We start from the raw sequence: 13,765 nt of genomic DNA on the forward strand, positions 1-13,765 counted from the left end.
CTCCCTCGATGACCAGGATCCCTGGCGAGGGATCCGCGCTTGCCGCGGACTGTGCTGTCTGCGGCCCGGTCTTCACCCAGGGCACCCCGCCACGGACGGAGGGTTGCCGGACAGCGGGCTGGGGCCGTAGTCGCTGTCACTCATGACCTGGCAAGTAGCTTGCCACAAGATGCGGGATGCGCAAGGCGCGGTCCGGATTCCGGACCGCGCCGTACGTCACACCGGGTGGCGCGGGGTGCATCAGGCGTTGCTCGCCGCGACCCATCTGTCCAGCGCGCCGCGCGCCGCTCCGGAGTCCACGGACTCCGCGGCGCGCTCGATACCGGCCGCGATCTGCTCGGTCAGCGAGCCGGTGCCCGGCCGCAGCGCGACCAGCGCCGCCGCGGAGTTGAGCAGCACCGCATCGCGCACCGGTCCGGTTTCACCGGCCAGCAGCCGACGGGCGACGTCGGCGTTGTACGAGGCGTCGGCGCCGCGCAGTGCCTCCACCGGCACCAGCCGGATGCCCACGTCGCGGGGATCGAAGGCCTCTTCGCGGACCGCACCGTCGGCCACGATCCACACCCGTGAGGTGGCCGTGGTGGTCAGTTCGTCGAGCCCGTCGTCTCCCCGGAACACCAGCGCGGACGAGCCGCGCTCGGCCAGCACGCCGGCCATGATGGGTGCCATCCGGGCGTCTGCGACCCCGGTCGCCTGCGCCCTCACCCTCGCCGGGTTGGTGAGCGGGCCCAGCACGTTGAACGTGGTGCGGATGCCCAACTCGCGCCGGGCCGCCGCCACATACCGCAGGGCGGGATGGAACTTCACCGCGAAACACATGGTGATGCCGGCCTCGTCGGCGACCTCGACCACCCGTCGCGGGGTCAGCTCCAGATTGACGCCGAGCTTCTCCAGCACATCGGACGCACCGCTCGCCGACGAGGCCGCCCGGTTCCCGTGCTTGACGACCTTCGCCCCCGCGCCGGCCACCACGATCGCCGACATGGTGGAGATGTTCACCGTCTTGGCGCCGTCACCGCCTGTGCCGACGATGTCCACGGTGTCCCCGGGCACCTCGATCAGACGGGCGTGCTCGTACATGCTCCGCACCAGACCCGTGATCTCCGCGACCGTCTCGCCCTTGGCCCGCAGCGCCACCGCGAAACCCGCGATCTGCGCGTCGGTCGCCTCGCCGCGCATGATGCGGTCCATCGCCCAGGCGGTGGCCTCCGCGCTCTGGTCGGTTCCGCCGAGCAGGGAGTCGAGGACGACCGGCCAGGAGTAGGCCGCCACGCTGTCGCCGCCAACCGGGGTCACAACGTTCATGGTCCGCTCCTGGGTCCACAGCCAATAGGGATGCCTCCACCTTATCCATCCCCCCGGACGGCAAGGAGCCCCGTCCATCAGAGGAGATGGACGGGGCTCCCGCCGTGGCGACCCGTTCAGGTCAGGCTGTTCCGAGCCAAGGCATCAGTGGTGGCCGTGGCCGCTGGTGATCTCCTTGTACTCCTCCGCGCTGGGCTTCTCGATCTGGTTGTGCTCGCCGTAGTAGCCCTTGCTCAGCTTGGCGCGCAGCTTGGTCAGACGGGACACCTTGCGCTCGACACCGTTCTCGTCGACCAACGGGCCGATCTCGAACGGCTTGTACTGCTCGTGCGCGGTGAGCGAGTGCAGCTGACGGTGGTTGAGCGGCTCGTGGATCTCGACGAACTCACCGTGCGGCAGGCGCTTGATGACACCGGACTCGCGGCCGTGCAGCACCTTCTCCCGGTCGCGGCGCTGCAGACCGATGCACCACCGCTTGGTGATGATGAAGGCGATGACCGGTCCGACGAACATACCGATCCGCACGAACCAGGTGATCGCGTTGATCGACAGGTGGAAGTGCGTGGCCCAGATGTCGTTACCGCCACCGACCAGCAGGATCGCGTAGAGCGTGATCCAGGCGACGCCGAGGCCGGTACGGGTCGGGGCGTTGCGCGGGCGGTCCAGGATGTGGTGCTCGCGCTTGTCACCGGTGATCCAGGACTCGATGAACGGATAGACCCCGATCATGACCAGGACCAGCGGGAAGATCACGATGGGCACGAAAACGCCCAGTACCAGGGTGTGACCCCAGGCGCTGATCTCCCAGCCCGGCATGATGCGGACCAGGCCCTCGGAGAAGCCCATGTACCAGTCGGGCTGGGCGCCGGTCGACACCTGGTCCGGACGGTAGGGGCCGATCTCCCAGATCGGGTTGATCGAGGCGATGGCGGAGACGGCGGCGATGACACCGAAGACCAGGAAGAAGAAGCCTCCGGCCTTGGCCATGTAGATCGGCAGCAGTGGCATACCGACGACGTTCTTGTTCGTCCTGCCGGGGCCCGCGAACTGCGTGTGCTTGTGGAAGAAGACCAGGATCAGGTGGCCGACCAGCAGACCCAGCATGATGCCGGGCAGCAGCAGAATATGGACCGAGTAGAACCGGGCGACGAAGTCACCGCCGGGGAACTCACCGCCGTACAGGAACATCGAGGCGTACGAGCCGACCACCGGGATGGAGAGCATCACGCCCTCCATGAACCGCACACCGGTACCGGAGAGCAGGTCGTCCGGGAGCGAGTAGCCGGTGAAGCCGGTGAACATGCCCAGCACCAGCAGCAGGAAGCCGAACAGCCAATTGATCTCGCGCGGCTTGCGGAAGGCGCCCGTGAAGAACACCCGCATCATGTGCACGAGCATGCCGGCCAGGAAGATCAGCGCGGCCCAGTGGTGGATCTGCCGGATGAGCAGACCGCCGCGGACCTCGAAGCTGATGTGCAGCGTCGAGGCGTACGCCTCGGACACCCGCACACCCTGCAGCGGCACGTACGGACCGTCGTAGACGACCTCGTTCATGCTGGGGTGGAAGAACAGCGTCAGGTACACACCCGTGAGGATGATGATGATGAAGCTGTAGAGGCAGATCTCACCCAGCATGAAGGACCAGTGGTCCGGGAAGATCTTCCGCATGTTGGTCTTGGCCAGGCCGTAGATGCCCAGGCGGCCGTCCGCCCAGTCGGCCACCCGCTCGCCGGCGGGCGCTTTGCGCTGTGGATCCGTCACGGTGCTCATCCGCGCTCCCAGAATGCAGGACCGACGGGCTTGGCAAAGTCGCCGAGCGCTTCGAGGTTACCCTCGCCGTTCACACCGATCCGCAGCTGCGGAAGGGGGTGGCCGGCCGGGCCGAAGATGACGCGTGCGCCGTCGGACAGGTCGAAGGTGGACTGGTGGCACGGGCAGAGCACGTGGTGCGTCTGCTGCTCGTACAGGCTGATCGGGCAGCCGACATGGGTGCAGATCTTCGAGTACGCGACGATGCCCTCGTGGGCCCACTCGCGCTCCTGCTTGTCCTTGATCTCCTCCGGCTGAATGCGGACGATCATCAGGGCGGCCTTGGCGATCTGCTTCTGGAAGTCCTCCTGGCTTTCGTCCAGGCCCTCGGGCATGGCGAACGTCAGCGAACCCACAGCGACGTCCTCGGGACGCAGCGGCTGGTTGGTGTTCATGTTGACGAGGACCTTGCCCTTGGCCCACAGGGTCTTGCGGAGCTTCTGCTCCGGCAGCGGGCCGAGGTCACGGAGCAGCACCACGCCGGCCAGCGGCACCATGGCCATCGCACCGAACAGCGTGTTGCGGAGCAGCTTGCGGCGGCCGAAGCCGGACTCGGCGGCACCGGCCGCGAAGTCGGCCAGCACCTTCGCCTTGACCTCGGGCGGGGCCTCGATCGCGTGACGGTCGTCCGCCACCTCGACGTCCGACATCAGCGTGCGGGCCCAGTGGACCGCGCCCGCGCCGATCGAGAAGAGCGCGATACCCAGGGTCAGCCCCAGGGAGAAGTTCAGCACGCTCACATGGCCGAACGGGAAGATGTAGATGAGCTTGTCGATCGGGAAGATCACATAGGACGCGATGAAGGCGATCGTGGCCAGCATCGAGATCGTGAACAGGAGAGCGACCATCCGCTCGGAGCGCTTGGCTGCCCGTTCATCGATGTCCTGGACGCGTGGCCGGTGGGTCGGCAGGCCCGGATCGGCGAACGGATCGTCCGCGTGTTCCACCGCACCGGCACCCGCCTGGTCGGCGGCCTGCTCACTGGGCAGGGTCTCTTCGGAATTCTTATTGCTACTCATGACTTCTTGGCCTTAGCGGTGTGGGCCGCGACCCAGATGGCAACTGCGATCAGCGCACCGAGTCCGAAGACCCAGCCGAAGAGGCCCTCACTGACCGGACCGAGGCCGCCCAGCTTGAAGCCGCCGGGGTTTGCGGATTTGTCGCCATTGACGGTCTTGACGTAAGCGATGATGTCCTGCTTGTTCTGCTGGTTCATCGTCGTGTCGGGGAAGGACGGCATGTTCTGCGGGCCGGTCAGCATGGCCTCATAGACGTGCTTCGGGTCAACGCCTTCCAGGCTCGGGGCGAACTTGCCGTGCGTCAGCGCGCCGCCCTCACCCGAGAAGTTGTGGCACTGCGCGCAGTTGGTGCGGAACAGTTCGCCGCCCTTGGCGATGTTGGCACCGTCGACGCTGTACTGCTCCGCGGTCGGCACGGAGGGGCCGGCGCCGAGGGAGGCTACGTACGCGGCGAGCTTGTCGATCTCGGCCTGCGTGTAGATGACCTTCTTCTTCGGCACCTGCGGGCCGGGCTGCTGAGCGGGCATCCGGCCGGTGCCGACCTGGAAGTCGACGGCGGCCGCGCCGACGCCCACCAGGCTCGGCCCGTCGGTCGTGCCCTGGCCACCCATGCCGTGGCAGCTTGCGCAGCCCACGGAGAACAGCTTCTTGCCCTCCGTGATGGAGAGGGACTGGGCGGTGTCGTCGGCCTGTGCCTTGCCCGCGGGTGCGAACGCGGCGTACAGCCCCCCGGTGGCCGCCAGCGCGAGGAGTAGGACGACGACCGCCGCCAACGGGTGGCGTCGTCGTGCGGAGAGCTTTTTCACGGATTACCCCGGTGTCAGGATCTTCTGCGTCGGTGCTTGCTGGATGAGTGGGGCTTCGGGCCCGCTTACTGGATCAGGTAAATCGTCGCGAAGAGGCCGATCCAGACGACATCGACGAAGTGCCAGTAATAGGACACGACGATGGCGGCGGTTGCCTGGTGGTGGGTGAATCTCTTGGCTGCGTACGTCCTGCCCAGAACGAACAGGAAGGCGATCAGGCCGCCTGTCACGTGCAAGCCGTGGAAGCCGGTCGTCAGGTAGAACACCGAACCGTAGGGGTCGGAGGACAGCGAGATGCCGTCTTCCTTCACCAGGTTGGTGTACTCGAAGATCTGGCCTCCGATGAAGATCGCACCCATCACGAACGTGATCGAGAACCACGAGCGCAACTTCTTCACATCGCCTCGCTCGGCGGCAAAGACGCCGAGCTGGCACGTGAGAGAAGAGAGCACAAGGATGGTGGTGTTCGACGCCGCGAACGGAACGTTCAGCGCGTCGGCCATACCCTTCCAGTGGTCGGGACCCGTCACCGATCGCAGGGTGAAGTACATCGCGAAGAGGGCCGCGAAGAACATCAGCTCGGAACTCAACCAAATGATGGTTCCGACGCTGGTGAGGTTCGGCCGATTGACCGACGGGTGCGCGTGCCCGGTTTCTACTGTCGTTGCTGTCGCCACGACCGACATTATGTCGGTCGCTTATCCGGCCCTCACCTCGGGGGGTGCCGTTCGGTGTGTCAGCACCCCGTGTCCTGCCCGAACAGCCCATCGCCGGGGGTCGCTCAACGGTGTTGACGTGGTGTCGGACGGAGTAGCATCCGCGCCAGGGTGCAAGCCACCTCAGACCCCGAAGACACAGTCGTCACGGAGGAACAATGCAGCCGAGCGCCACGGTCCTGGTCTACAGCGACGACGCGAACACCCGGGAGCAGGTACGGCTCGCGGCGGGCCGCAGGCCCGCCGCGGACGTGCCGCCGGTGCAGTACCTGGAGTGCGCGACCCTGGACGCCGTGCTCAGGGCCCTGGACAACGGCGGCGTCGATGTCTGCGTGCTCGACGGCGAGGCGGTCCCCGCGGGCGGCATGGGCGTCTGCCGGCAGATCAAGGACGAGATCTTCCGGTGTCCGCCCGTCCTGCTGCTGATCGGTCGGCCGCAGGACGCCTGGCTGGCCACCTGGAGCCGCGCGGAGACCGCGGTGACGCTGCCGGTCGAGCCGGTGGAGTTCGCCGACGCGCTGGCCGCCCTGCTGCGCAGCCGGCTGGCGTCGGCCTCCGGTTCCACCCGGGCCTGACGGTCAGAAGGCGACGGGCCGCAGCCGGGCCGTGTCGGTCGGGCTGCTTTCCGCCTGCTTGCCGGCCACCAGCGCGCTGCCCTTGCGCCACTTGTCCCAGGACAGGTTCCAGTCGCCGAAGCCGTTGTCGAACGGCGTCATCGTGTCGCCGGCGCTTCCGACGACACTGACGAGGTCGCCCTTGTGGAAGGTGTTGAAGAACCAGGTGGCGTTGGCGGTGCTCATACCGGTGCAGCCGTGGCTGGTGTTGGCGACCCCCTGGGATCCCACGGACCAGGGCGCCGCGTGGACGTACTCACCGCTCCAGGTGACGCGGGTCGCGTAGTACACCGGCAGGTCGTACGAGTCCGAGCTGCCGGCGGCTATCCCGATGCTCGTGCTCTTCATCTGGACGTAGTACTCCTTGCCGAGCACGACCTTGACGCCGTTTCGGGTGGAGAAGCCCGGCTTGCCCAGGGTGACCGGAATGGTGTTGATCACCTTTCCGTTGCGCTTGACCGTCATCACGTCGGAGCCGGCGTCGGTGAGGGCCTCGAGGCGGTCCCCGGTGGTTATCTTCAGGGGTTTGGCGGCGCCGCCGTAAAGCTTGTCGGTGATCTTTATCCCGTTGAGGTTGCTGTGCACGTTGATCTTCGAGTGCGCGGGCCAGTACTCCTTGGGGCGGTAGTGCAGCGTCTTGCTGTCCACCCAGTACCAGGACCCCACCACCGCCGGCACCGAGTCGACCTTCAGGGCACGTTCCACCTTGGCGCGGTCCGCCTTGGCCTTGACCGGGGCGGAGAGCTTCGCCGTGATGGGCTGGCCGACGCCGTAGGCACCGGCCTCGGGGCCGAAGGTGGCGTTGAGCCGATGGGACGACGACTTGGTGTCGAAGGTGAATTTGCGGTTGCCCGGCCGGCCGCGGCCGTTCTCGATGGCGACCCGCAACGTGTAGTGCGCGCCTGCCGCCAGCGGAGCCGTGCTGTGCCACCGGGTGCCGTCGGCGGAGAGTTCGCCCGCCAGTCGGCGCCCTGAGGCGTCCGTGGCCGTCACGTCGGTTATCCGGCCGGATCCGTTCTTGGTGGTGATTTCCAGCGGCTTGTTCGGGTCGGCCTTGCCGTGGCCCTTGGAGCCGCTGAAGGATATCTGGCCTCCCGCGTCGAACGGCGTCGAGGCGAGCGGATTGCTGTCGGATCCGCTGCAGGCGGCTGCCGCTGTTCCCAGCGAGACGACCAGCAGCGAGCAGCTCAGGACCGTACGGAATCGGGGTACTTGGCTCATGAGCACACGGTATGAAGAGGGCCCGGCAGCGGCACGCCGGATGACTGCAAACGAGGGGCCCGGACACCTGAATGGCGTCCGGGCCCCTCGTTCGACGTGCGAAATGCGCGTTACTGGTTCTGGTTCTCACCGCGGTAGAACTCGAAGACCCAGCCGTACAGCCCCACCACGATCAGCGGCGCCGAGAAGTACAGCAGCCACCAGCCCATGGCCACCGCCAGGAAGGCCAGCGCGGCACCGACGCCCAGCGAGAGCGGCTGCCAGCTGTGCGGGGCGAAGAAGCCCACCTCGCCCGCCTCGTCGGCGACCTCGGCCTCCTTGTCGTCCTGCGCGATCGCGTCCATCCGCCGGGCCGTGAAGGCCAGGTAGAAGCCGATCATCACGCTCAGCCCGAAGGCCATGAAGAGCGCCGTCGTTCCGGCCGCTTCCTTCGACCACACGCCGTAGACGATCGCCACGGCGAGGATGAAGAGGCTCAGCCAGAGGAACATCTTTCCCTGGATCTTCACTTGCCTGTCTCCTTGCCACCGGCGAGGACCTTGTCACCGGCACCGTGGTTCTCGAGCTGCTCGAGAGCCGCGATCTCCGGGTGGTGCAGGTCGAAGGCCGGCGATTCGGAACGGATCCGCGGCAGGGTGGTGAAGTTGTGCCGCGGCGGCGGGCAGGAGGTCGCCCATTCGAGTGAACGTCCGTAGCCCCAGGGGTCGTCGACCTCGATCTTCTTGCCGTACTTGGCGGTCTTCCAGACGTTGTAGAGGAACGGCAGGATCGACAGTCCGAGCAGGAAGGAGCTGATGGTCGAGACGGTGTTCAGAGCGGTGAAGCCGTCGGCCGCGAGGTAGTCCGCGTAACGGCGCGGCATGCCCTCGACGCCCAGCCAGTGCTGCACCAGGAAGGTGCCGTGGAAGCCGACGAACAGCGTCCAGAAGGTGATCTTGCCGAGCCGCTCGTCCAGCATCTTCCCGGTGAACTTGGGCCACCAGAAGTGGAAGCCGGAGAACATCGCGAAGACCACGGTGCCGAAGACGACGTAGTGGAAGTGCGCCACCACGAAGTACGAGTCCGAGACGTGGAAGTCCATCGGGGGCGAGGCCAGGATGACGCCGGTCAGACCACCGAAGGTGAAGGTGATCAGGAAGCCGACGGCCCAGAGCATCGGGGTCTCGAAACTCAGTGACCCCTTCCACATCGTGCCGATCCAGTTGAAGAACTTCACCCCGGTCGGCACCGCGATCAGGAAGGTCATGAAGGAGAAGAACGGCAGCAGTACTCCCCCGGTGACGTACATGTGGTGCGCCCACACGGTCACCGACAGGCCGGCGATCGAGATCGTCGCGGCGATCAGGCCGATGTAGCCGAACATCGGCTTTCGGGAGAACACTGGAATCACTTCGGAAATAATTCCGAAGAATGGCAAAGCGATGATGTACACCTCTGGATGGCCGAAGAACCAGAAGAGGTGTTGCCAGAGTAGTGCGCCGCCATTTGCCGAATCGAATACATGAGCCCCGAATTTTCGATCCGCCTCCAGCGCGAAGAGCGCCGCGGCGAGGACCGGGAAGGCCAGCAGGACCAGCACGGCGGTCAGCAGGACGTTCCACACGAAGATCGGCATCCGGAACATCGTCATGCCGGGGGCACGCATGCAGATGATCGTGGTGATGAAGTTGACCGAGCCGAGGATCGTGCCGAAGCCGGAGAAGGCCAGACCCATGATCCACATATCGGCGCCGACACCCGGCGAACGGACGGCGTCCGACAGCGGGGAGTAGGCGAACCAGCCGAAGTCGGCAGCGCCCTGCGGGGTGATGAAGCCACCGACCGCGATGATCGAGCCGAAGAGGTACAGCCAGTACGCGAACATGTTCAGCCGCGGGAACGCCACATCGGGCGCGCCGATCTGCAGCGGCATGATCCAGTTCGTGAATCCGGCGAACAACGGGGTCGCGAACATCAGCAGCATGATCGTGCCATGCATGGTGAACGCCTGATTGAACTGCTCGTTCGACACGATCTGGAGGCCGGGACGGGCCAGCTCGGCCCGCATCACCAGCGCCAGCACGCCGCCGATGCAGAAGAAGGCGAACGACGTGACCAGATACATCGTGCCGATCGTCTTGTGGTCAGTGGTCGTCAGCCACTTGACGAGGACGTTTCCCGGCTCTTTGCGCCGTACCGGCAGCTCGCTGGCGTAAAAGCCTTCTGCTGCCGTTGCGGCACCCTTGGGTTCATTGAGGATGCTCACAGGTTGTTCGTCTCCGCGTTCTTGGCGTGGCCAGTCTGCGCGATCCCGGCAGGGATGTAGCCCTTCTGGCCCTTGTGCACCAGATCCTTCAGGTGCTGCTGATAGCGCTCCGGGGAAACGACCTTCACGTTGAAGAGCATCCGGGAGTGGTCGACGCCGCAGAGCTCGGCGCACTTACCCCTGAAGGTGCCCTCCTGGGTCGGGGTGACCTCGAAGGAGTTGGTGTGCCCCGGGACGACGTCCTGCTTCATCAGGAACGGAATCACCCAGAAGTCATGGATGACGTCGCGCGATGTGAGGACGAAGCGGACCTTCTGCCCCTTGGGGAGCCAGAGGGTCGGTCCGGGGTTACCGGTCTGCGGGTTGCGGGTTCCCGCGGTGCCGACGTCGTAGACGCCTTCGGCTCCCTTGGGGAACTGCTTGGTGAAGCGGTCCGGGATGTCGGACAGCTCCGACGACTTCGCGGCGTTGCCGGTGGTGGGGTTTCCGTCCACGTCCTCGACGTAGTTGAAGCCCCAGCTCCACTGGAACGCGACCACGTTGACCGTGTGCGCGGGCTTGTCGGAGAGTTTGAGCAACTTCGATTCATCACGTGCGGTGAAGTAGAAGAGCACCGAGACGATGATGAGGGGGACCACGGTGTACAACGCCTCGATGGGCATGTTGTACCGGGTCTGCGGAGGTACCTCCACCTTGGTGCGGCTGCGCCGGTGGAAGATCACACTCCAGATGATCAGCCCCCACACCAGCACGCCCGTGGCGAGCGCTGCCGCCCACGAACCCTGCCAGAGGGAGAGGACCCGAGGGGCCTCTTCCGTTACCGGGGTGGGCATACCAAGGCGGGGGAAATCCTTGTACGAGCAACCGGTAGCGGTTACCAGGACCAGGCCCGCCGTCAGCACCTGCGGCAGCTTCCGCCGCATCGGGCGCCGCGACATGGGGGTACCGCCCACGCCCTTCGGGCGATGGGGGAGGTCGGAGCCGTTGGGACTCACGTAGCGCCTTCCCGAGAGTCTCGCCCGTGCGGCCCGGCTGCGGCCGCATCGAGGTCGGTCGCCGGTCCTGCTCGGGCAGGGGTTTGGATGTTTATGCGGACCAAACCCTACTGGAGGCCATTTGGCGTCGTGCGGGGAGGGTGCCCAACGCGCCGACCGACACTCCGAAGGGGTGGACGCGAAGGGAGTCGGAAGGGGAACAGACGGCGGAACAAGGGCTTCCGGGGGTCATCTGACGCCCCCTCCCCCAGTGCCGGGCCGCCTCCGCGCCCCGGCTCCGGCTAGCGTGGCCGGGTGGCCTACTTCGATACCGCTTCGTCCGCCCCCCTGCACCCCGTCGCACGGCAGGCCCTGCAAGCCTCGCTGGACGAGGGCTGGGCCGATCCGGCGCGCCTCTACCGGGAGGGCCGGCGGGCCAGGCTGCTCCTCGACGCGGCACGCGAGGCTGCGGCGGAGGCCGTCGGATGCCGCCCCGACGAACTGGCGTTCACCTCTTCGGGGACCCACGCGGTGCACGCCGGAATCGCCGGAGCGCTTTCCGGTCGTCGGCGTGTCGGCGGTCATCTGATGGTGTCCGCGGTCGAACACTCCTCCGTACTCCACTCCGCCGCGTCCCACCAGGCGGACGGCGGATCGGTCACCGAGGTGCCGGTCGGCAGGACCGGCGCGGTGTCCGCTTCCGGGTACGCCGACGCGCTGCGCCCGGACACCGCGTTGGCCTGTCTGCAGTCCGCCAACCACGAAGTGGGCACCGAACAGCCGGTGGACGAGGTCGCAGAGATCTGCCGGGCAGCAGGGGTGCCCCTGCTGGTGGACGCGGCCCAGTCACTGGGGTGGGCCCCGGTCACCGGCGCCTGGTCGTTGCTCACCGCGAGCGCGCACAAGTGGGGCGGGCCGGCGGGGGTCGGGCTGCTCGCGGTGCGCAAAGGGGTCCGGTATGCCCCCCAAGGCCCCGTCGGCGAACGGGAGTCCGGGCGGGCGGCCGGTTTCGAGAACATCCCGGCGATCGTCGCCGCGGCAGCCTCGCTCCGGGCGGTGCGGGCCGAGGCGGACAGCGAAGCGGTACGGCTGCGTGCGCTGGTCGACCAAATCCGCAACGCGGTGCCCGAACTGGTGCCGGATGTCGAAGTGGTCGGCGATCCGGTGCGGCGGCTGCCGCACCTGGTGACCTTCTCCTGCCTCTATGTCGACGGAGAGGTGCTGCTGCACGAGCTGGACACGGCCGGTTTCTCCGTGTCGTCCGGTTCCTCCTGCACCAGCAGCACGCTGACGCCCAGTCACGTACTGCGGGCGATGGGCGTGCTGTCGGAGGGCAACGTCCGGGTGTCGCTGCCGGTGGGGGTGGACGAGGCGGACGTCCGCCGGTTCCTCGCGGTGCTGCCCGAGGTGGTGGCGGGCGTACGGCAACGGCTCGGGGCGGCGCCGGAGTCGCCGACCGCTTCGCCCGACGTCCCCGCGGTGGCCGGCGAAGCACCGGAGCTCGTGGTGGACTCGCTCGGCAAGCGGTGTCCGATCCCTGTCATCGAGCTCGCCAAGGTGATCGGGGACGTGCCGGTCGGCGCCGTGGTGACGGTGCTCTCGGACGACGAGGCAGCCCGGCTGGACATTCCCGCCTGGTGCCAGATGCGCGCGCAGGAGTACCTGGGCGCCGACCCGGCGCCCCGGGGCACCGCCTACCGGGTGCGCCGGGTGTCCTGATCCCGGGCGAGAGCCCTACCGCAGGTGGCCCTGTACCTCCGACGCCGCCTCATCGCCGTACGCCTTGGTGAAGCGCGCCATGAAGTTGGCCCGCCGCAACGTGTACTCCTGTGTCCCCAGCGTCTCGATCACCAGCGTCGCCAGCATGCAGCCGACCTGCGCCGCCCGCTCGAGGCCCACACCCCAGGTCAGCCCCGACAGGAACCCCGCGCGGAACGCGTCGCCGACGCCCGTGGGGTCGACCTTGGCCTCCTCCTCGGCGCAGCCGACCTCGATCGGGTCGTCACCGGCGCGCTCGATACGGACGCCTCGTGCACCCAGCGTGGTGATCCGGTGCCCGACCCTGCCCAGGATCTCCTCTTCGCTCCAGCCGGTCTTGGACTCGATGAGCCCCTTCTCGTACTCGTTCGAGAAGAGGTACGTCGCACCGTCGAGCAGGGTGCGGATGTCGTCGCCGCTCATCCGGGCGATCTGCTGGGAGAAGTCCGCGGCGAACGGAATCGACCGGGTACGGCATTCCTCCGTATGGCGGAGCATCGCCTCGGGGTCGTCCGCACCGATCAGCACCAGGTCCAGGCCACCCACCCGTTCGGCGACCCGCTGCAGTTCGATCAGCCGTGCTTCGCTCATCGCGCCGGTGTAGAAGGAGCCGATCTGGTTGTGGTCGGCGTCCGTGGTGCAGACGAATCGTGCGGTGTGCAGGACTTCCGAGATCCGGACCGAGCCGGTGTCCACCCCGTGGCGGTCCAGCCAGGCTCGGTATTCGTCGAAGTCCGCGCCGGCCGCGCCGACCAGGATGGGGCGGATACCGAGTTGCCCCATGCCGAAGCAGATGTTGGGGCCGACCCCGCCACGCCGCACGTCGAGGTTGTCGACGAGGAAGGAGAGGGAGACCGTGTGGAGCTGATCGGCGACCAGTTGGTCGGCGAAGCGGCCGGGGAAGGTCATGAGGTGGTCAGTGGCGATGGAGCCGGTGACTGCGATGCGCACGGCGAGGACGCTCCTGCGGAGGAGGAAGGCTGACACCTCACGCTATCGGGTCGCGGCCCCGGTCCCTAAGCGACGAAACTACCCAATAGTAGATCTTTCTTCGCGGTGTCACTCGTGCGTACGGTTCGGACATGCCGAACTCCGTCCCCCAGCCCGAGTCCGAAGCCGGCCTCACCGACCTCCGGGGCGACTGCGCCCGTATGGCACCCCACTGGGTGGTGCCCGCCGGTCCGGCGCCCGCGCCCGTCCCTCCGTCGCTGATCCACGGGGTCACGGTCCCGCCTGCCTCCGCCCGGCTCATCGACCAGATGTCCGAGTACGGCGACTGATCCGGGCACGGCGGTCGA

The 13,765-nt window shown here is 67.2% G+C and carries 13 protein-coding genes and 1 riboswitch; of the genes, 3 read left to right on the plus strand and 10 right to left on the minus strand.

What is annotated here, in order from left to right:
- Window positions 1-30 precede the first annotated feature (30 nt).
- A riboswitch (SAM riboswitch) is annotated at window positions 31-148 on the minus strand.
- Window positions 149-240: 92 nt separating this feature from the next.
- From trpD to AB0436_RS01645, 5 genes are all read right to left on the minus strand, one after another.
- Entirely contained in the window at window positions 241-1,305 is a 1,065-nt protein-coding gene (gene trpD, locus AB0436_RS01625) for an anthranilate phosphoribosyltransferase (RefSeq protein WP_366465622.1), read from the minus strand.
- A 144-nt stretch (window positions 1,306-1,449) separates the two neighbouring features.
- Entirely contained in the window at window positions 1,450-3,075 is a 1,626-nt protein-coding gene (locus AB0436_RS01630) for a cytochrome bc complex cytochrome b subunit (RefSeq protein ID WP_366465623.1), read from the minus strand.
- The gene (locus AB0436_RS01635) at window positions 3,072-4,133 is read right to left on the minus strand and encodes a Rieske 2Fe-2S domain-containing protein (protein ID WP_366465624.1); all 1,062 of its coding nucleotides are present in this window, start codon (window positions 4,131-4,133) and stop codon (window positions 3,072-3,074) included. Before AB0436_RS01635 ends, AB0436_RS01630 begins: the two co-directional genes overlap by 4 nt.
- A complete protein-coding gene (locus AB0436_RS01640; protein WP_366465625.1) occupies window positions 4,130-4,939 on the minus strand; it encodes a c-type cytochrome in 810 nt (269 codons plus the stop codon). Before AB0436_RS01640 ends, AB0436_RS01635 begins: the two co-directional genes overlap by 4 nt.
- A gap of 65 nt (window positions 4,940-5,004) precedes the next feature.
- Entirely contained in the window at window positions 5,005-5,625 is a 621-nt protein-coding gene (locus tag AB0436_RS01645) for a heme-copper oxidase subunit III (RefSeq protein WP_365857647.1), read from the minus strand.
- 188 nt (window positions 5,626-5,813) lie between these two features.
- Between AB0436_RS01645 and AB0436_RS01650 the strand changes: the two genes are divergently transcribed.
- Window positions 5,814-6,230, plus strand: a complete 417-nt coding sequence (locus tag AB0436_RS01650; protein WP_366465626.1) for a hypothetical protein — start codon at window positions 5,814-5,816, stop codon at window positions 6,228-6,230.
- Between the two features lie 3 nt (window positions 6,231-6,233).
- Here the strand turns inward: AB0436_RS01650 and AB0436_RS01655 are convergent, their stop codons facing one another.
- The 4 genes from AB0436_RS01655 to coxB all read right to left on the minus strand — a co-directional run bounded on the left by AB0436_RS01655 (window position 6,234) and on the right by coxB (window position 10,673).
- Window positions 6,234-7,490, minus strand: coding sequence for an Ig-like domain-containing protein (locus AB0436_RS01655; RefSeq protein WP_366465627.1), 1,257 nt, complete (start codon window positions 7,488-7,490; stop codon window positions 6,234-6,236).
- 110 nt (window positions 7,491-7,600) lie between these two features.
- A complete protein-coding gene (locus tag AB0436_RS01660) occupies window positions 7,601-7,999 on the minus strand; it encodes a cytochrome c oxidase subunit 4 (RefSeq protein ID WP_366465629.1) in 399 nt (132 codons plus the stop codon).
- A complete protein-coding gene (gene ctaD, locus AB0436_RS01665) occupies window positions 7,996-9,735 on the minus strand; it encodes a cytochrome c oxidase subunit I (RefSeq protein WP_366465630.1) in 1,740 nt (579 codons plus the stop codon). The genes AB0436_RS01660 and ctaD overlap by 4 nt, the downstream gene beginning before the upstream one ends.
- A complete protein-coding gene (gene coxB, locus AB0436_RS01670; RefSeq protein WP_366466116.1) occupies window positions 9,732-10,673 on the minus strand; it encodes a cytochrome c oxidase subunit II in 942 nt (313 codons plus the stop codon). Before coxB ends, ctaD begins: the two co-directional genes overlap by 4 nt.
- 351 nt (window positions 10,674-11,024) lie before the next feature.
- Between coxB and AB0436_RS01675 the strand changes: the two genes are divergently transcribed.
- Window positions 11,025-12,428, plus strand: a complete 1,404-nt coding sequence (locus tag AB0436_RS01675) for an aminotransferase class V-fold PLP-dependent enzyme (RefSeq protein WP_366465631.1) — start codon at window positions 11,025-11,027, stop codon at window positions 12,426-12,428.
- 15 nt (window positions 12,429-12,443) lie between these two features.
- Here the strand turns inward: AB0436_RS01675 and AB0436_RS01680 are convergent, their stop codons facing one another.
- Window positions 12,444-13,418: a carbohydrate kinase family protein gene (locus AB0436_RS01680; protein WP_365857659.1), complete on the minus strand. Its 975-nt coding sequence runs from the start codon at window positions 13,416-13,418 to the stop codon at window positions 12,444-12,446.
- A 131-nt stretch (window positions 13,419-13,549) separates the two neighbouring features.
- Here AB0436_RS01680 and AB0436_RS01685 point away from each other — a divergent pair, with 131 nt between their 5' ends.
- A complete protein-coding gene (locus AB0436_RS01685; RefSeq protein ID WP_366465632.1) occupies window positions 13,550-13,747 on the plus strand; it encodes a hypothetical protein in 198 nt (65 codons plus the stop codon).
- The last annotated feature ends 18 nt before the right edge of the window (window positions 13,748-13,765 follow it).

Source organism: Streptomyces sp. NPDC051322 (assembly GCF_040689485.1).
Lineage (GTDB): Bacteria > Actinomycetota > Actinomycetes > Streptomycetales > Streptomycetaceae > Streptomyces.